Origin of the sequence: Streptomyces griseoflavus (genome assembly GCF_014649995.1) — a bacterium.
Classification (GTDB): Bacteria; Actinomycetota; Actinomycetes; order Streptomycetales; family Streptomycetaceae; genus Streptomyces; species Streptomyces griseoflavus.
Map to the genome: position 1 here is coordinate 171,804 of NZ_BMUC01000003.1, position 18,305 is coordinate 190,108.

Here is an 18,305-nt window from a genome sequence, read left to right on the forward strand (position 1 = left end):
GGCGCACGAGGGTACGGGGGGAAAGCCGTCAGCCGTACGGCCCGCGACGGAGGGAGCCGGCCATGCACGCACCGCCCGAGGGGAGCGCCGAGATCCTCTTCATCGGCAACGCCACCCTGCTGATCCGTTATGGGGACCTGACGCTCCTGACGGACCCGAACTTCCTGCACCGGGGGCAGCTCGCCCACCTCGGCTACGGGCTGGTCTCGCGCCGGCTGTCCGAGCCGGCCCTCGACGTCGCCGGCCTCCCCCACGAGGACCTGGACGCGGTGGTGCTGTCGCATCTGCACGGCGACCACTTCGACCGGGTGGCCCGGCGCGGACTGGACCGGGGCCTGCCCTTCGTCACGACCCCGCACGCCTCCCGCGTGCTGCAGGGACTGCACGGCTTCCACCGTGCGGTGGGTCTGCGCACGTGGCAGAGCCACACCCTGGTGCGCGGCGATTCCCTGCTCCGGGTCACGTCGCTGCCCGGACGGCACGCCCCCGGCCCCGCCCGCCTCCTGCTGCCTCCGGTGATGGGGAGCCTGCTGGAGTTCGGTGACCGATCCGGCACGGTCCGCCTGGTCCTCTACCTCACCGGTGACACCCTGATGTACGACGGTCTGCGGGAGATCGCCCGCCGCTTCCCGGACATCCACCTGGCGGTCCTGCACCTGGGCGGGACCACACTGCCCGGCGGCATGGTGGTCACCATGGACGCCGGGCAGGGCGCCGCGCTGCTGGATGTGATCCGTCCGCGCCACGTGCTGCCCGTCCACTACGACGACTACACGGTGTTCCGCTCCCCGCTCACGGACTTCCTGACCGAGGCGGGCCGCCGCGGGCACGGCGCGCGGATCCTGCGGTGCGGCCGGGGTGAGCGGGTGACGGTGGGCGCCGACACCGCCGAGACCTCCGGAACCTCCGGCAGCACGGTCTCCGGGCCGCCCCGGTAACGGGGCGGCGGGGCGCCGCCTCGGGGCCGCCGCCCCGCCGCCGTCTGGATGCCAGGGCGGCACCTTGGGCGTAGTGTCCGCATTATGCGTGGTGTCCGGTGTGATGGGTGTTGCGCAGTCCGGAAGGGGACGGCGGCGCATGGTTCTCGACGGCCGGCCCACGACGCGGCCCGTGGGTACCTGATGCCCCCGCACCCGCGGACGGGGGCCTGATGGACGCCGCGCTGGCCGCCGTGGTGCGGGAGAGCGGCGCGTTCTGCGCGCTGCTGTACGTGCTGCCGCCGGGCGACGACGCGTTGTGGCTGGTCACGGTGGCGGGGCTGCCGCAGGAGTTCGCCCTGCCGTGGCGGCGCGTCGCGCTGACCGACCCCATCCCGGTGGCGGACGCGGTGCGCGAGCGGCACCTGGTGTGGGTCGGCGGCCAGGAGGAGATGGCGCGCCGCTATCCGCGTCCGGCCCTCGTCCTGCCGTACGACTTCGCGCTGGCCGCCGCTCCGCTCACCGCGCCCTCCGGTGTCCTGGGCGGACTGGTGCTGCTGTGGTCCGGGGACCGTCCGGCACGGCTCGGCCGGGGCGAGCGGGAGGCGGTCGAGTCGGGCTGTCACCGTCTGGGGGACCTGCTCCAGCAGTCCACGGACCGGGGCGATCCGCCGCGGCCCCGAGGCCGGCCGCGGGCCGTGTCCCTCCCGAGCGGCCGCACCGCTCCACCCGACGAGGCGGCCGCGGCCACGGCCTTCGTCGACCGGCTTCCCGGAGGGTCCTGCGCGCTGGACATGCACGGCCGCATCACCTTCCTCACCCCCGCCGCCGCCGACCTCCTCGGCGCCGGCCGGGACGACCTGCTGGGCGCGCTGCCGTGGGAAGCGCTGCCGTGGATGGACGTCCCCGAGGTCGAGGACCGCTACCGGGCCGCGATGGTCAGCCGTCGGCCGCAGGACTTCACCGTCCTGCGCCCGCCGGGCACGTGGCTCGCGTTCGAGCTGTACCCGGACGCCTCCGGGATCAGCGTCCGCATCACCGGCGCCGAACCGCCCGGGCACACCCCCGCGTCGCCGTCCGCCGCCGGGCCGAGCCGCGCCACCATGCTGTACCACCTGATGCAACTGGCCGCCACCCTGACCGAGGCCGCGGGTGTGCAGGACGTGGTCGACCAGACCGCCGACCGGCTCCTGCCCGCTCTCGGCGCGCAGGGCCTGGTACTGATGACCACCGAGGACGGCCGGTTGCAGATCCTCGGCCACCGGGGCTACAGCGCCGAACTCATCGACCGCTTCGACACCGTCCGCCTGAGTTCGGACATTCCCGCCGTCAAGGTGCAGACCACCGGGGTGCCGGGCTTCTACCCCACGTTCGCCGACCTCCGGCGGGAGTTCCCGGCCGTGCCGCACGACGACGGCATGGCCGCCTGGGCCGTCCTGCCGCTGATCGCCTCCGGCCGCCCCAGAGGCTCGCTGCTCCTGTCCTACGGCCGGCCCCACCCCTTTCCGCCCGGTGAACGCGCCGTGCTCACCTCGATCGCGGGCCTGGTGGGGCAGGCCCTGGACCGCGCCCGCCTCTACGACGCCAAGCACAACCTCGCGCACCGCCTGCAGTCCGCCCTGCTGCCGCGCACGCTGCCCACCGTCAACGGCATGAAGGTCGCGGCACGCTACCTCCCGGCGGCCCGGGGTCTGGGGATCGGGGGTGACTTCTACGACCTGATCCGCCTCGACGACCACAGCGCCGGCGCCACCATCGGCGACGTGCAGGGCCACAACGTGGACGCGGCCGCCCTCATGGGGCAGGTCCGCACCGCCGTCCACGCCCACGCCACCGCGGGCTCCTCCCCGGACCAGGTCCTGGCCGGTACCAACCGCCTGCTCAACGACCTGGAGCCGGGCCTGTTCACCAGCTGTGTCTACGTCCACCTCGACCTCGCCACCCGGCGCGGGTGCATGGCCACGGCCGGCCATCCGCCGCCGCTGCTGCGCCGTCCCGACGGGCACACCGAGCTCCTGCGGGTTCCCCCGGGGCTCCTGCTCGGGATCGAGCCGGACTCCACCTATCCGACCCTGGACGTGTTCCTGCCCCCCGGCGGTGTCCTGGTCCTCTACACCGACGGGCTCGTCGAAGCCCCCGGGGTGGACATCGACGACGCCACCGCCGCCCTCGCCGGTCTGCTCGAACGCGCGGACCCCACCGACCTCGACGCCATGGCCGACCTGCTCATCCGCCACGCGCCCAGCCCGGGGGACGACATCGCCCTGCTCCTCATCAGCCTCGACGGATGACACGCCTCCCCGGGATCCGTTCCGGCGCGGACGGGCGACGCGAGGGCGCAGAGGCGTCCGCCGGGGGCCGCAACCGGCCGGGGCGGGACGTCACCCGCCGGACGGAGAGTGTTCCCGCACGCGGCGCAGGCGGTGTTTCGGGGCGGGCCCGAAGGGTGAAGCCGAAACCGACGCGGGCATCGGCAGCACGGCTCCCCGGCGACGGGTGGCCGCCCGTGCCCGCCCCCCAGCAGGCCCGACCCTCCCAGAGGCCCATGTCCACCGCACCAGCAGCCGACACCGGCCGGATGCGCGGGGCACCCGTGCCCGAGCCGTCCCCGGAGCAGCTCGACGCGTTGCTGCGCGAGTTCGCGGAGCAGCCCGCGGGACCGCGCCGGACGGCCCTGCGGGACCACCTGATCCGTCTGCTGCTTCCCGTGGCGCGGCGCATCACCCGCCGTTTCCAGCGCCACGGCGAGGAGTTCGACGATCTTGCGCAGGTCGCCGCCCTGGGACTGATCAAGGCCGTAGACGGCTACGACCCCGCGCGGGGCCATGCCTTCCTGTCGTACGCGCTTCCCACGGTCACCGGTGAGCTGCGCCGGCATCTGCGCGACCGCACGGCGGTCGTCCGGTTGCCGCGGCCCCTCTGGGAGGCGAGCGGCCGCGTCATCCAGGCCGTCGAGGAGCTGGAGCAGCGGCTCGGCGGCCGCTCCCCCACCGTGGAGCAGATCGCCGAGCACACCGGGCTGGACCGGGACCGGGTGCGGTCCGCGCTGCGGGCCGTGCACGAGTGCCGGGCGCGTTCCCTCGACGAGCCGGCCGGGCACGACCGGACGACGCCGCCGGCCCGTGCGGCCGGCGCCGAGGACCCCGCGCTCGGCCGGGTCGTCGACTCGGTGTCCCTGGCCGCCCTGGTGAGGCAACTGCCGGAGCGCGACCGCCGCGTGCTGTACCTGCGGTTCTACCGGGAGTGCAGCCAGCCGCAGATCGCGCGTGCCGTGGGGGTGTCGCAGATGCAGGTGTCGCGCATCCTGCGGCGCTGCTTCGACCGGCTCCGTGAGGGTCTGGAGGCGGGCGAGCCGAGCGCGCCCGGCCGTGCGCAGTCCCGGCAGCCGGCACCCGCGCCGCGCGCCCCGCGCACCACGGCGGGCGCGTCCCGCCCCGCGGGCGCCGGTGGCCCGGCACGCCCCGCGCCCCGTGCCGCCCCGCCGCTCACCGCCGCCGCCCCGGTCCCCGCCGGAGAGTCACCCCGCCGGCACCCGCGCGGTGACCCGCGCAGCCCGGCCCGACGGCAGCCGCCCGGCATCCCGCACGGCCCCCGCGCCAGGGCGGACGGGCCGCGCCGGACGGGCGCCGGCGGCCCCATCCGCGCCGCTTCCCGTGCCGCTGCACCGCTCGCCCCCACGGCCGGGTCGTCGCCGCGCCGGCACCGGAGCGGTGGCGGATCCGTCCCGGCCCGTGCGCCGCGCGGGCCGGGACGCCGAGGCGGGGGCCGTCCCGCCGGGCGGCGTTCGGCGGGCCCGTGCGGTCTCCTCGCGCCCGGTTCGAGGTGGCGTCCACGTGCGGGGCCGGTGCCGGCGCGGTGCCCCCGCCGGACGGTGCGGCCGCCGCCCGCCCGTACGCGCACGAGAAGGAACACCTTCCCCGCCCCTGTCCGCCCCGGGCGGCACGGACGGGGGGACGCGAGCCGACGGAGGAGCGCACCGTGAGGCGTCACCTGCACCCGCTCCGGCACGCATGGCACTGGCTGGGCGCCCAGACCCTGGTGCGGCGGGGCCGTGACCTCGAACTGATGCACAGGGCCATGGGGTTCGCGACGCTGGCGCTGGTCACGCTGGCGCCCCTGCTCATCGTGATCGCCGCCGCCGATCCGCTCGGACGGGGCGGCTTCGCCGCCTGGCTGGCCGACGGCATGGGGCTGTCCGGCCGGTCCGCGCGCGTCCTCGCGGAGATCATCAGCCCACCGCGGGAGGTGGTCGGCACCACCAGTGTGTGGGGTGTGGTGGCGCTGGCCGTGTTCGGCATCCCGTTCGGCGGGAGCGTCCAGACCGGCTACGAACGGACCTGGAGCGTGCCGCCCGGCCCCTGGCACCGGATCTGGCGCCAGGCGGTCTGGCTGTGCGTGCTCACCGCCTACCTGTACCAGGAGGTACTGACCCGCGACGCCCTGTACGGGCCCGAGCGGATCACCCTCTCGCTGGCGACCGGGGTGGTGTTCTTCTGGTGGGGGCAGCGTTTCCTGCTGGGCGGACAGGTCCGCTGGCGGCACCTGCTGCCGGGTGCGCTCGCCACCATGACGGGCCTGATCGGCCTGCGGGCCTTCTCCTACTTCGTCTTCACCCCGCTGATCGTCGAGAACGCGATCAGCTACGGCACGGTCGGCGTCGTCCTCGTCGTCGAGTCCTGGCTCATCGGCGTGGGGTTCGTCATCTTCGGCGGCGCCATGTTCGGCCGCTGGCTCTTCGACCACCACGGGCACCGGTTCACCGCGGATCTCCCCCCGCGGACCGGGACGGAACCGCCGGGCCGGGGCGGCTGACGGGCGCGCCCCGGTCCCGCTCCCGTCCCGGCCGTTCCCCGCAGGGTCACGCGGCGGGCGTGCCGGCGAGCGCGGTCACCGGGTCCAGCGCGTCCCCGTGGAAGAGTTCCCGCCCCCGGGCGATCCGGCCCTCCCGGAGGGCGCCGTCGGCCGACAGCCTCCGCAGGGCGCGCAGCAACGCGGCGCCGTCCGCGGCGGTCTCCGAGACGCCGAGCGCCGCCATCCGGCGTACGCCCTCCGCGCCGTGACCGGGCAACGGGCGGTAGCCCACCACGGGCGTCCCGCAGGCCAGTGCCTGGACGGCGGTCTGTCCCGCCGCGTTGTCGACCAGGACTCGGGCCGCCCGCAGCAGCCCGGGCATGTCGGTGACCCAGTCCGGTACAAGCGCGTCCGGCAGCCCGGCCAGGCGGGCCCGCAGACGGTCGTTGCGGCCGCACAGCACGACCGGGAGGAAACCGGCTCCGGCGAGCAGCCGGGCGGTGGCGTCCAGTTCGCTGGCCGCGCCCCAGGCTCCGGCGGACAGCACGACGGGCGGGCGCCCGGGGGCGTGCTCCTCGAAGTGCCGCCGCCACCGGGCGGCTCCGCCGGCCGGCGCGAGGAACGCGGGCGCCACCACCGGTCCGGTCGGCTCGACGGGCACCGGGATGCTGCGGCGCACGTCCCGCGCGGCGTCGTCGGTGAGGCAGAGGTACAGGTCGTTGCCGGGGTGGAGCCATTGCCGGTGGACGGCGAAGTCGGTCAGGAAGACGGCGCTCGGCGACCGCAGCCGTCCCTGGTCCCTGAGGTGACCGGTCAGCTGGGCGGCCAGGTGGAAGACCGGGACCACCACGTCGGCGCCCGAGCGCTCCGCGAGCCCCGTCAGGCGGCGGCCCGCCAGCCGCGCGAGGGGCAGACCGCTGGGGCGGCGACGGGGGCCGGGGCGCAGCAGTGCGCGGTAGAGGCCCGCGTAGGCCCACGGGAAGTGCCGTACCGACGCCTGGTAGCAGAGACGCAGGCCGGTGCCCAGGCCGTGCGGGAGCAGCCGCAGGAGGTCCACGGTCTGTGCGTCGTGGCCCTGCTCCCTGGCACGGCGGGCCAGCTCGCCGGCCACCGTGTCGTGGCCGGCACCCATGCTCGCGGTGACGATCAGCAGCCGCAGTCTGCCGCCCGCCGGCGCGTACCGGCGGGGCACCGAGGACGGTGAGTGCACGGGATGGCGGGTCTCCCCGCGCCGGGCCGGTGAAACACGCCGGGCCGCGTTTCGGCCGGCCGGTCCCGGGATACTCCCGTGCGTCCCTCCCCCGCCGAACGCCGGGAGCGGCCGCCGACGCGGCCCCCGGGCGTTCACCCCCGCAGCCGAGGTGCAGCCCATGTCTCACGCTTCCCGTGCCGGCGCCGCCGACGTGTCGTCGCCGTGGACGTCCGCCGTGCCGGCCGGCACCGTGCCGCGGGCCCCGGCCGACGGCAGCGGGCGTCCCCGTGCCGCACTGGTGACCGGCGCCTCCTCGGGCATCGGTGCCGCCGTGGCCCGGCGGTTGTCCGCCGGGGGGTGGCGTCTGATCCTGAACGGGAGGGACGCCGGGCGTCTGTGCCGGGTCGCGGAGCACGCCCCCGCGGACGTCTTCCCGGCGGATCTGGCCCGGCCCGGGGCCGAGCGGCGGCTGACCCGCTTCGCCCTCGACCGCACCGGCCGTCTGGACCTGCTGGTGGCCGGGGCCGGCGTCGGCTGGGCCGGGGACTTCACCACGATGCCCCCGCGGGCCCTGGAGGAGGTCGTCGGGGTCGATCTCCTGGCGACGTTGCGGCTCGTCCGTCAGGTGGTGCCGCACATGGTGGCGGCCGGGTCCGGGCGCGTGGTGCTGATCGGGTCCCTGGCGGGGACGGTGGCCGTGCGGGGGGAGGCCGTGTACTCGGCGGCCAAGGCGGGACTGGGCGCCTTCGCGGACGCGCTGCGCTACGAGCTGCGCGGGAGCGGCGTCGGGGTCAGCCTCGTGGTGCCGGGGGTGGTGGACACGCCGTTCTTCGACCGGCGGGGCGTCCCCTACCGGCGTGCGTGGCCGAGGCCCGTCCCGCCGGAGCGGGTGGCCGACGCGGTATGGAGCGCCGTCGTCCGCGGCCGGGACGAGGTCTACGTCCCGGGCTGGCTGGGTCTGCCCGCCCGGGTACGGGGCGCGGCACCGGGTCTGTACCGGCGGCTCGCCGCCGTGTTCGGCTGAACGGCGGGGCGGGCGTGCTGGTCGTCGTGCTGGCCCTGCTGGCGGCGTTGTCCAACGCCGCGGCCTCCGTGCTGCAGCGGCGGGCCGCGGCGGACGAACCGGGGGGCGGCCCGGGTGTGCGCCAGGCCGTGCGCTGGCTCGGGCAGCTGCTGCGCAGGCGGTACTGGGTGGCCGGGGCCGGGATGCTGGCGCTGTCCACCGTGCTGCAGGCGGCCGCGCTGAGCGTGGGGAGTCTGGCACTGGTCCAGCCGCTCATGGCGGCCGAACTGCTGTTCACCCTGGTGGTCGGCAGCATGGTCTTCCACCGCCGCCCGGACCGCCGGACCTGGCTGGCGTTCGTCGCGCTGGCCGCGGGGCTGGCGGCGTTCCTGACCTCGGCCGCCCCGACCACCGGCCGGAACACCGCCTCAACGGAACAGTGGCTGGCGGCCTCGGGAGCGGTGCTCGGCGGCGTGGTGCTGCTGGTGCTGGCGGCCCGCCCGGTGCGGGGGGCGCCGCGCGCCGCGCTGCTGGGGCTGGCGTCCGCCGTGTCGTTCTCCCTGACGGCGGCGCTGCTCAAGGAGGTGACCGGCAGGCTTCCCGACGGGCCGGCGGCGGTACTGGGCACATGGCCCGTCTACGCCATGGCCGCCGCGGGAGGTGTGGCCTTCCTGCTGCTGCAGAGTGCCTTCCGGGCCGGGACGCTGGCCGCGTCACAGCCCGCCCTGACCCTCGGGGACGCGCTGACGAGCGTCGCACTCGGGTGGGGGCTGTTCGGGGAGCAGATCACGCTCGGGGTACGGACGGTGCCGGCCGTGGTGGGCGTGGTGCTCATGGGCGCGGGCACCGCCGGGCTGGCCCGTGCCCCGTCGGTGGCCGGAGACTGGGACACGGCGGCACGTCGTCCGGGCACCGGCCGTGCCGCCCGGCGGGTGCGGTGAACCGCCAGGACCGAAAGGAGCCGGATGCCGATGGTCACGTCCTCCCGGCGTACGTCCGCCGTGCTGGCTCCGGTCACCGCGGTCGCCGCGGCGCACATCGCGCCCGCCGCGACCTGGCTGCCGGTGGTGCGCCGCCGCTTCCCGCGCCTGGCCGGGGTCGGAGACCCCTCCCATGTGGCCCTGACCTTCGACGACGGCCCCGATCCGGAGTCCACCCCGCGTTTCCTCGACGTCCTGGAGGAGCTCGGGGTCCGGGCGACGTTCTTCGTCCTGGGCGACGGTGTCGTACGGCATCCGGCCGTGGTGCGGGAGACCGTCCGCCGCGGGCACGAGGTGGCCGTGCACGGCTGGCGCCACGACCGTCCCTGGCTCCCCGCCCCCGCGGACGACGTGCGCGCCCTGGCGCGCGCGTCCGGCACGGTAGGGGAGCTGACGGGCGGGTGCCCCCGCTGGTACCGCCCGCCCTACGGCATCCTCACCTCGGGACGCTGGGCGGCGGCCCGTGCGGCGGGCCTGCGGCCGGTGCTGTGGACCGCCTGGGGCAGGGACTGGACGTCCGGCGCCACCCCGGCGTCGGTGCGCGCCACCGTCACGGCCGGGCTGCGCGGCGGCGGCACCGTGCTCCTGCACGACACGGACGCGATGTCGGCCCCGGAGTGCTGGCGGGCCGCGCTGGGCGCCCTGCCGGGCATCGTGCACCGGTGCCGGGAGGCGGGCCTGTCGGTCGGCCCCCTCGCGGAGCACGGCACGGCCCCGGGGGGCGCCGCCCGGCCGTGAATGCGCGGCACCGTCCTGGAACTGCGCCGGCTACGGTGACGGCCGGCGCGCCGCGCTCAGACGGAGACGGCCTTGGCGAGGTCGACCACCCCGTCGCCCTGCGCGTCGGGGAGCGGAGCGTATCCCTGCCGCCGGTAGAGGGTGAGGTTGCGCCGGCTGGCGGCGCCGGTGGACAGGACGATGCGCAGGCATCCCTCCCCGGCCGACTCGGCGTGCCGCAGCAGCCACCGGCCCACGCCACGCCCCCGCAGGTCGGGGGCGACGGCGAGCCGCCCGATGTGCAGGTCGGCGCCGGTGCGCCGGGTGCGGACCATGCCCAGCAGCCGCCCGTCCCGCCACAGGCCCGTGGTGTGCCAGTCGGCCAGCCAGGCGCGCACGTCGTCCGGCGACTCGTGGAGCGCGGGGATCGCCAGGGTGTCGTTGGCGAGCGCCTCCTCCACCCAGCAGCAGCGCTGCAGCACCGTTACCTCGGGGGCGTCGTCCGGGCCCAGGCGCCGTGCGTACGACCCGGGGAGGGGGCCCGCCACGGCGTCCGCGTGTCCTCGCTCACGCAGCGGGGTGAGGGCCCGTGCGACCTGCACCAGTTCCGTCAGGAGCCCTTCGGCCGCGTCGGCGTGACGCGCCTCGGGGGCGAACCGGTCCTCCCGCGTCGCGTCCGCGATCCGCAGGGCGACGGTCGCGCCCAGGGGGACCAGGCGCAGGGTGGTCACCACCTGCTTGGCGTGCTGGACCGCGCGGGTGCCGGCGGAGGTGTGGCCGTAACTGACGAAGCCGGCCGGCTTCCAGGCCCATTCCGGGCCCAGGTAGTCGAGCGCGTTCTTCAGGGTCGCCGGCATGCCGTAGTTGTACTCCGGTGTGACGAAGACGAAGCCGTCCGCGCCGTCGACTATCTCGCTCCACCGGCGGGTGTGCTCGTGGTGGTGGACGCCGGTCGAGGGGTGTTCCTCCTCGTCCAGGAACGGCAGGCGCAGATCGCTGATGGCCAGGGGCACGAGATCGGCGTCGAGCAGGCCGGCAGTCGGCGCGAGCGTGTCGGCCAGCCACTGGCCGACGGCGGGGCCGAGCGCGCCGGGACGGGTGCTGCAGACCAGGAGGACGATGCGGAGCCGTTTCGTTGTCATGGAAATGAAATTAGCCGGTAGATTGGTTACATGTCAATGAACAAGCCTGACGCTCCGGTCCACTGGCTCACGGCCGACGAGGAACGGGCCTGGCGGGCGTACCGGCGGATGGTGATCGCGGTACAGGCCCGCACCGTGCGGGACCTTGCCGCACACGGATTGTCCGAGCCGGACTACGAGGTGCTCAGCACGCTGTCCGAGCGCCCCGACGCCACCAGCACCCTGCGCGAACAGGCCGCCAAGATGGGGTGGTCGCGCAGCCGTCTGTCCCGCCACGCCACCCGCATGGAGGCGCGCGGACTCATCCGGCGCGCACCGGACCCCTCCGACGGACGGGGCTGCTACCTGGTCCTCACCGAAACCGGGTGGGACACGCTCCGGGAGGCCGCCCCGACCCATGTCGCCTCCGTGCGCAGGCATGTCGTCGACCGGCTCGGCCCCGAGGACCTCGCGGCCCTCGGCCGCATCGCGGAGAAGATCGCGGACGCTCCCTGAGGACGACCACGGGACGGTCCCGCCCGCCGGACCCGCGGCGGTTCCTCGACTGGCCGGACTCCCACCGCGTCCTGCGCGTGGCAGGCCGGCCGCGACGAACGCCGGCCTGGTGCACGCGGCACACGCCATCGTGCGACAGGCACGCGGGAGATCCCGACACCCGGCGCCACCGCCGGGCGCCGCTCCGGCCGGCCGATGAGTTTCCGGCCGTGCGGAAGTCATCCGGTGCGGAACGACCGACGACCCGGCGCGCTCGCACACGGAGGAGACGCATGGCCAAACTCATCTATTCGATGATCACCTCGCTCGACGGCTACGCCGAGGCCGCGGAGGGCGACCTCGGCACCGGGGCCGAGGACCCGGAGGTGCACACCTTCATCAACGACCTCTTCCGCCCCGTCGGCACCTACCTCTACGGCCGGCGGATGTACGAGACGATGGTCTACTGGGAAACCGCGCACCGCGAGCCCGGCGGGCCCCCGCACATCCTGCAGTTCGCCCGCGACTGGCAGGCGGCGGAGAAGGTCGTGTACTCCACGACCCTCGAGTCGGTGTCCAGCGCGAGGACCAGGATCGAGCGGACCTTCGACCCGGACGCGGTGCGCAAGCTGAAGGCCGAGGCCGATCGCGACATCACCGTCGACGGCCCGAACCTCGCGGCCCAGGCGATCACGGCCGGGCTGGTGGACGAGTACCACCTGTTCATCACCACCAGCGTGGTCGGCGGCGGCAAGCGGTTCTTCCCCGACGGCGTGCGCCTCGATCTGGAACTCGTCGAACAGCGCGCCTTCGGCACGGGACTGATCCACGCGCACTACCGGACCCGCTGAGCCGCGTGAGGCGCCTCCGGCGAGGCGGATGTCACCCGGCCGCGCGCCGGCGGTCCCGGGCCCGCTTGCCGGCCCGCCGCGCCCCGTCCATCAGCTTGTCCCGTCCCCAGGACAACAGGAGGGCCGGCGGCGTGACGAGCAGAGCGATCAGCAGAGCCGGCTCCCAGTCCATGCCGTCCCGCCGGTACCGCATCATCAGCACCACGCAGACATAGGTGAGCACCACGATCAGGGCGGTCTTCATCGGTTTGGGCAGACTCATGCAGCCCCAACTACCCTCCACCGCCTACTGCATGACCGTGGCGCGCTCTTTGGGACGTGACGCTCGTCAGGTCGGCGGCCCGGGGTCAGAGCCGGTCGGGAGGCTGCGTGACGCCGGACAACCGGTGCAGACGCAGGGCCAGTTGGATCTCCAGCGCGCGGGCCGGGCTCTGCCAGTCGTCGCCCAGGAGGCGGCCCACGCGCTCCAGCCGCTGGGCGACCGTGTTGACGTGGACGTGCAGTTCGTCCTTGGTGCGGGCGGGGCTCATGCCGCACGCGAAGTACGCGTCGAGGGTGTGCAGCAGTTCAGTTCCCCGGCGTTCGTCGTAGGCGACGACCTGACCGATGGTGCGGTCGACGAAACCGGCGACGTCCCGCTCACCGGCCAGCAGGAGGCCGAGGAAGCCGAAGTCCTCGGCGGCGGAGCCGTCACCCGAGCGGCCGAGCAGGCGGAGGGTGTCCAGGCAGCGGCGGGCCTCCGCGTAGGCCTCCGCGACGGTGTCCGGGCGGGCGGTGAGCTGCTCGACGGGGGCGGAAGCGCCGACGGTGACCGGTTCGTGCACGGCCGCGGCCAGGTGGCGGGCGGTGCGGCGGGCCAGGTCGGTGGCGGTGTCGCCGGGGGTGACCGGCAGCAGCAGGACGGTGCCGCCGTCGCGGGCCGCGGCGAGACCCTGCCCGGTCGCCGCCAGGTGCGAGGCGGCGGCCCACAGCCGTCTGCGGGCGTCGGCCTCCTGGTCGGCGTCGGCGGTGCCGCCCTCCAGCCGGGCGGCGAGGACGGCGTGGGTGGCGTCGAGGTCGGCGTGCAGCCGGGCGGCGCGCTCGCGCAGCAGGCGCAGGTCGCGGTCGCGGGCGTCGAGCAGGTCGTCGAGCAGTTCACCCCGGACGCGCCGCTCGGCCTCGGCGGCGGAGCGGCGGGCGAGCAGCAGCAGCGACGTCACCATGGCCGCGCGCTCCAGGGTGCGCTGGTCGACGGGGTCCAGGCCGGGGTGGCCGCGCAGGACCAGCGCACCGAGCAGTTCGCCGCCGGCGGTGACGGCCGCGATCCAGTCCTCCCGGTGCCGTACCGCGTGGCCTTCCGCGCGTGAGGACTCCAGGGCGTGGGCGGGTACCGCGGCTGCCTCGGTGAACTCGACCGTGCCGTCCAGCACCTCGGCGACGGCGGCGGCGACGTCGTGCACCCCGCCCCCGCGCAGGACCAGCTCGGCCAGCCGGTCGTGGACGTCCGAGGCGCGCTCGATGACGGCGCTGCGGTCCTGGATGATCTCGTTGGCCCGCTCCAGGCCGGCGAGGGCCGAGCGGGTCTCCGCCAGCAGGTTCGCGGTGTCGAGGGCCGCCGCGGCGAGCGCGGCGAAGGACCCCAGCAGGGCGATCTGCTCGCGTTCGAAGACCCTGGCCCGGCGGTCCGCCGCGAAGAGGACGCCGATCACGTGGTGCCCGAGCGTCAGGGGCACTCCGAGGATGGCGACCAGGCCCTCGTCGCGTACCCCGGTGTCGATGCTGTGGGTGTGCTGGAAGCGGTCGTCGCGGAAGTAGTCGTCGGTGACGTACGGGCGGGCGGTCTGGGCGACCAGGCCGCCGAGGCCCTCGCCCATGCCGAGCCGCAGCTGCTGGAAGCGGGCGGCGACCGAGCCCTCGGTGACCCGCATATAGGTGTCGCCCCTGGCCGGGTCGTTCAGGCTGAGGTAGGCGACGTCGGTGCCGAGCAGTGAACGGGCCCGCTGCACGATCGCCTGGAGCACGGCGTCCAGGTCCCGCAGTCCGGCGAGGTCGTGGGCGGTCTCGAACAGGGCGGACAGCTCGGCCTCGCGGCGCCGCCGCCCCTCCAGCTCGGAGCGCACCCGCAGGGCGAGCAGCTTGGCCTGTTCCAGCTCGGTGATCCGCTCGGCGGGCACTCCTTCGGCGCGGGCGAGCAGAACCGGCTGCTCGTACGCCTCGGCGGCGGCGCCCCGGGCCAGCAGCTCGAGGAACGGCGCCTCTGCGCCGCCGGTGCCGGGACGGCCCGCCGGATCGACCGGGGCGGCCGGGGCGGGTGGGGCGGCAGCGGAGACGAAACGCTCGGGGGACTGCGGGTGCTCGCGGGACATGCTCACAGGATTCCTCATCCCGCGGCCGCTCCGTCAGGCCTGTGGACAACTCCACCGGCCTGACGGAGCGGCCGCTGACGGCCGGTGTCTCAGTGCGCGGTCCAGCCGCCGTCCAGGACCAGGGAGGTACCGGTCACGAAGGACGCCCGGGGACCGCACAGGTAGGCCACCGCCTCGGCGACGTCCTCCGGTTCGATCAGCCTCTTGACCGCGGTGTCCTGGAGCAGCACCTCGGACAGGACCCGTTCCTCGGGGATCCCGTGTGCGCGGGCCTGGTCGGCGATCTGCTTCTCGACCAGTGGGGTGCGCACATAGCCGGGGCTCACACAGTTGGAGGTGACTCCATGGGCCGCGCCCTCCAGGGCGGTGGTCTTGGACAGGCCCTCCAGGCCGTGCTTGGCGGCCACGTAGGCGGACTTGTAGGCCGAGGCGCGCAGGCCGTGGACCGAGGACACGTTGACGACGCGGCCCCAGCCCTGCCCGTACATGTGGGGCAGTGCGCCCCTGATGAGCCGGAAGGGGGCCTCCAGCATCACGGTGAGCACCGTGTGGAAGACGTCGGGCGGGAACTCCTCGATGGGCCGGACCAGCTGCAGGCCGGCGTTGTTGACCAGGACGTCGGTGCCGGTGGCGGCGAGTTCGGCGGCGTCCAGGTCGGTGAGGTCCAGGACGTGCGGCTCCACGGTGCCCGGCAGGTCCCGGGAACTCTCGGCGAGCGCCTCCAGTCCCGCGCCGTCCCGGTCGACGGCTCTGACCTTGGCCCCGGCGGCCGCGAGCCGCAGTGTGCAGGCGCGGCCGATGCCGCCGGCGGCACCGGTGACGAGAGCGGTACGGCCACCCAGGTCGAGGGGGGTGGCGTGGAGAGCCGTAAGGGCTGGGGGCGCGGTCATGGATCGACCCTAGGCAGCGACCCCAGGCCGACCCATGTGGTTACGCCCTACAGTTCAGCTGCTTTCAGTGGGGTCGAACCATGTGGGTGCGTCGGACATGGACTGCTTGATCCGGAACCGGGCGAACTCGTTGAGCTCCGGCAGCGCGTCCACGGCGAACCAGCCGACGTCCAGCGATTCGTCGTCGTTGACCCGCGCCTCGCCCCCGACGGCACGGCAGCGGAAGGTGATGTCCATGTACTGGCAGATGTCGCCGTTGCCGTACGTCACCGGGTTCAGCGCCTGCACCAGCACCACGCGCTCGACCGCGCAGCGGACCGCCGTCTCCTCCTCGACCTCCCGCACGGCGCAGGCGGCGGGCTGCTCCCCCGGGTCGGGGATACCGCCGATGACCGACCACCTGCCGGTGTCCGACCGGCGGTTCAGGAGCACCCGGCCCTCGTCGTCGAAGACGAGGGCGGTGACCCCGGGGAGCCACAGCAGCTGATGACCGGCGGAGGCACGCAGGGTGCGGAGGAAGTCAGGAGTAGCCATGCGGCGACCATAACCGGCGCTCCGCCGCACGTGGGAGGGTGTGTGCCGCGCGTCGGACGCCGTACGCCGGAGCGCCGGGCCGGCGTACACCCGCGTGATGAGCGGCGTCGCCCCGAGCGTCCCGCGCGCCTCGGACGCGGTGCGCCTACGCGTCACCGCCGCGTCGTGCGCGCACCCCGGACGTGACGGCCCAGCCCAGACCGCCCGCGGCGACGAGGACCAGGATTACCTCGGGCAGGACGCCGAGCCGGGTGGCGGGGGTCTGCGAGGAACGCAGCGGCACCTCCTGCACCAGCGAGTCGGCGACGAACATGCCGGTCTTCTGCGTGATCCTCCCGTCGGGCATGATCACCGCGCTGACGCCGCTGGTCACCGGCACGGTGACGGCGCGGCTGTGCTCCACGGCGCGGACCCGGGACATGGCGAGCTGCTGGTAGGTCATCTCGCTGCGGCCGAAGGTGGCGTTGTTGCTGGGCACCGAGATCAGCTGGGCGCCCGCGGTGACCGTGTCGCGCACCGCCCAGTCGAAGGCGGCCTCGTAGCAGGTGACGAGGCCCACCCCGGCGCCGTTCATCCGGAACACACCGGGTTCGTCGCCCCGGCTGAAGTCCTGGCGGACCATCGAGGTCCAGTTCTCGTTGATCGCCCCGACGAGCGAGCGCAGCGGAAGGTACTCGCCGAAGGGCTGGACCTGCCGTTTGTCGTAGGTGTCGACGGGACCCTTCGCCGGGTCCCAGAGGATCTGCTCGTTGAGCAGCCTGCCGTCCCTGGAGACCACGCCGCCGACCGAGATGGGCGCGTCGATGGCCTTGGCCGCCCTGTCGATCACGTCGCGCGCGTCGTCGTTGACGAAGGGGTCGATGTCGGAGGAGTTCTCCGGCCAGAGCACGACGTCCGGCCGCTCGGCCCTGCCCGCCGCGACCTCGGCGGCCAGGCGCTCCGTCTCCCGGGCGTGGTGGTCGAGGACGGCACGCCGCTGGGAGTTGAAGTCGAGACCCAGGCGGGGCACGTTGCCCTGGATGACGGCCACGGTCACGGTGCCGCTCTCCGCCCGGTCGCTGACCAGCGTCCTGGACGCGAGCGCCGCGACCAGCGGGACGACGGCACTGAGCACGGCGACGACCGTCACGGACCGCGTCAGCGTTCCCGTGCGGCGGGCCCGCACGGCGAGGCGGACGACCTCGTACAGGCCGAAGCCGCACAGCACGACGGCGAAGCCGAGCACCGGGGTGCCGCCGAGCGCGGCGAGCGGCAGGAAGGCACCGTCCGCCTGTCCGAAGGCGACCTTCCCCCAGGGGAAGCCGCTGAACGGCACGCGGGCGCGGGCCGCCTCACCGGCGACCCACAGCGCCGCCGCCCACACCGGCCAGCCGGGCAGCTTCGACACCGCGGCCACACCGGCGCCGACCAGCGCGACGAAGACCGCCTCGATCACCACCAGGGCGATCCACGGCCCGGGACCGACCTCCACTCCGGTCCACACCAGCAGCGGCAGCAGGAAACCGAGCCCGAAGAGGTAGCCCAGGCCGAGTGCCGCCTTCCAGCTCCGGCCGCGCAGCACCAGGCCGAGCACGGCGAAGGCGGGCAGCGCCAGCCACCACAGGGTGCGCGGCGGGAAGCTGACGTAGAGGAGCAGGCCCGAGAGCGCGGCTGCGGCGGCCGGGAGGAAACGGACGAGGCGCCCGCCCCGCGCGGACGGCGTGGTCTGCGGAGGCATCGGGTCCGACTCGCCGACGGAGGTTGCGGTGACGGTCACTCCGGGAGTCTACGGCGGGTGGACCGGCGGCCGACAGCACGGTCGGGGCGGCGCGAGGGCGCCGAGGGGACACGCGGTCCCGCTCGGCGCGGGAGCGTGCGGCGGCGTCGGGTCAGTGGGTGGTGCCCGGTGCGTGGGGGCGGGGGCGGAGGCGGTCGCGGATGACGCTCACCGCCGCTTCCGCGTCGTCCACGGTGACCGTGAAGGTGTGGCCGTCCCACAGGCGCAGGACGACGCCCTCGCCGCGGCGCACGACGACCGCCGTGCCCTTCTCTGGCCGCCAGCGGTACCCCCAGCCGCCCCAGTGCCGCGGGGTGACGTGGGGGGCGAACTCCGCGCCGGCGACGTGCGACAGCGGGATGCGGCGGCGCGGCAGGCCGATGTGCCCGCAGCGCACCTCCAGGTGGTCCTCGTCGACCCGCAGCGCCACGTGGACGAAGGCGAGGGTGCCGAAGAGGACGAGCAGCCCGGCCGCGATGCAGCCGACGACGGCCATGGCCAGGGGCGCGGCATCGGTCGTCCACGCGGAGTCGACGGCCAGCGCGATGCCCAGCGCCATGCACGCGGCGCCGATCAGCGCCAGCAGCCACTGGAAGCGACCGGTGGCGCGACCGGTCCAGACCTCGGTGGGCGGGGCGAACTCGCCGTGGCGGGGGTCCCTCATGCATGTGAGGTTACTCAGGATTCGCCGGGCGGCTACCTGGTGGCGGAGC

At 75.0% G+C, this 18,305-nt stretch carries 17 protein-coding genes; 9 read left to right on the forward strand and 8 right to left on the reverse strand.

Annotated features, from left to right (window positions below; all coding sequences use genetic code 11):
• Positions 1 to 62: 62 nt before the first annotated feature.
• The 4 genes from IE172_RS09445 (at position 63) to IE172_RS09460 (ending at position 5,729) form a co-directional block, all read left to right on the forward strand.
• Positions 63 to 938 (forward strand): MBL fold metallo-hydrolase, encoded by an 876-nt coding sequence (locus IE172_RS09445; protein ID WP_190096673.1) that lies wholly within the window; start codon positions 63 to 65, stop codon positions 936 to 938.
• Between the two features lie 212 nt (positions 939 to 1,150).
• A complete protein-coding gene (locus IE172_RS09450; protein WP_190096674.1) occupies positions 1,151 to 3,208 on the forward strand; it encodes a SpoIIE family protein phosphatase in 2,058 nt (685 codons plus the stop codon).
• A 254-nt stretch (positions 3,209 to 3,462) separates the two neighbouring features.
• Complete coding sequence (locus IE172_RS09455) at positions 3,463 to 4,899, forward strand: sigma-70 family RNA polymerase sigma factor (protein ID WP_190096675.1); 1,437 nt, start codon at positions 3,463 to 3,465, stop codon at positions 4,897 to 4,899.
• On the forward strand, positions 4,896 to 5,729 hold the full coding sequence (locus tag IE172_RS09460) for a ribonuclease BN (RefSeq protein ID WP_190096676.1): 834 nt from the start codon (positions 4,896 to 4,898) through the stop codon (positions 5,727 to 5,729). The genes IE172_RS09455 and IE172_RS09460 overlap by 4 nt, the downstream gene beginning before the upstream one ends.
• Positions 5,730 to 5,775: 46 nt before the next feature.
• Here IE172_RS09460 and IE172_RS09465 read toward each other — a convergent pair whose 3' ends face one another.
• The gene (locus IE172_RS09465) at positions 5,776 to 6,840 is read right to left on the reverse strand and encodes an MGDG synthase family glycosyltransferase (RefSeq protein WP_190096951.1); all 1,065 of its coding nucleotides are present in this window, start codon (positions 6,838 to 6,840) and stop codon (positions 5,776 to 5,778) included.
• A gap of 238 nt (positions 6,841 to 7,078) precedes the next feature.
• On the opposite strand from IE172_RS09465, the gene IE172_RS09470 reads away from it, so the two are divergent.
• Genes IE172_RS09470 through IE172_RS09480 form a run of 3 tightly spaced genes read left to right on the forward strand, consistent with a single transcriptional unit; the run spans position 7,079 to position 9,621 of the window.
• Positions 7,079 to 7,924 (forward strand): SDR family NAD(P)-dependent oxidoreductase, encoded by an 846-nt coding sequence (locus IE172_RS09470; protein WP_190096677.1) that lies wholly within the window; start codon positions 7,079 to 7,081, stop codon positions 7,922 to 7,924.
• Positions 7,925 to 7,938: 14 nt separating this feature from the next.
• A complete protein-coding gene (locus IE172_RS09475; RefSeq protein WP_190096966.1) occupies positions 7,939 to 8,844 on the forward strand; it encodes a DMT family transporter in 906 nt (301 codons plus the stop codon).
• Positions 8,845 to 8,874: 30 nt separating this feature from the next.
• Positions 8,875 to 9,621: a polysaccharide deacetylase family protein gene (locus IE172_RS09480; RefSeq protein ID WP_431987327.1), complete on the forward strand. Its 747-nt coding sequence runs from the start codon at positions 8,875 to 8,877 to the stop codon at positions 9,619 to 9,621.
• A 56-nt stretch (positions 9,622 to 9,677) separates the two neighbouring features.
• Here the strand turns inward: IE172_RS09480 and IE172_RS09485 are convergent, their stop codons facing one another.
• Entirely contained in the window at positions 9,678 to 10,742 is a 1,065-nt protein-coding gene (locus IE172_RS09485) for a bifunctional NAD(P)H-dependent oxidoreductase/GNAT family N-acetyltransferase (RefSeq protein ID WP_190096679.1), read from the reverse strand.
• A gap of 30 nt (positions 10,743 to 10,772) precedes the next feature.
• Here IE172_RS09485 and IE172_RS09490 point away from each other — a divergent pair, with 30 nt between their 5' ends.
• Positions 10,773 to 11,237, forward strand: a complete 465-nt coding sequence (locus IE172_RS09490; protein ID WP_190096680.1) for a MarR family winged helix-turn-helix transcriptional regulator — start codon at positions 10,773 to 10,775, stop codon at positions 11,235 to 11,237.
• A 272-nt stretch (positions 11,238 to 11,509) separates the two neighbouring features.
• On the forward strand, positions 11,510 to 12,067 hold the full coding sequence (locus IE172_RS09495) for a dihydrofolate reductase family protein (RefSeq protein WP_190096681.1): 558 nt from the start codon (positions 11,510 to 11,512) through the stop codon (positions 12,065 to 12,067).
• 31 nt (positions 12,068 to 12,098) lie between these two features.
• Here IE172_RS09495 and IE172_RS09500 read toward each other — a convergent pair whose 3' ends face one another.
• From IE172_RS09500 to IE172_RS09525, 6 genes are all read right to left on the reverse strand, one after another.
• Positions 12,099 to 12,329: a hypothetical protein gene (locus IE172_RS09500; protein WP_190096682.1), complete on the reverse strand. Its 231-nt coding sequence runs from the start codon at positions 12,327 to 12,329 to the stop codon at positions 12,099 to 12,101.
• Positions 12,330 to 12,414: 85 nt separating this feature from the next.
• Positions 12,415 to 14,412, reverse strand: a complete 1,998-nt coding sequence (locus IE172_RS09505; RefSeq protein WP_190096683.1) for a helix-turn-helix domain-containing protein — start codon at positions 14,410 to 14,412, stop codon at positions 12,415 to 12,417.
• 89 nt (positions 14,413 to 14,501) lie between these two features.
• Complete coding sequence (locus IE172_RS09510; protein ID WP_190096684.1) at positions 14,502 to 15,302, reverse strand: 3-hydroxybutyrate dehydrogenase; 801 nt, start codon at positions 15,300 to 15,302, stop codon at positions 14,502 to 14,504.
• A gap of 54 nt (positions 15,303 to 15,356) precedes the next feature.
• Positions 15,357 to 15,836 carry an NUDIX hydrolase gene (locus IE172_RS09515; RefSeq protein ID WP_190096685.1) on the reverse strand — a complete coding sequence of 160 codons (480 nt, stop codon included), beginning with the start codon at positions 15,834 to 15,836 and terminating at the stop codon, positions 15,357 to 15,359.
• A 145-nt stretch (positions 15,837 to 15,981) separates the two neighbouring features.
• A complete protein-coding gene (gene lnt / locus IE172_RS09520) occupies positions 15,982 to 17,592 on the reverse strand; it encodes an apolipoprotein N-acyltransferase (protein ID WP_190096686.1) in 1,611 nt (536 codons plus the stop codon).
• Between the two features lie 112 nt (positions 17,593 to 17,704).
• On the reverse strand, positions 17,705 to 18,256 hold the full coding sequence (locus IE172_RS09525; protein WP_190096687.1) for a hypothetical protein: 552 nt from the start codon (positions 18,254 to 18,256) through the stop codon (positions 17,705 to 17,707).
• Positions 18,257 to 18,305: the final 49 nt, after the last annotated feature.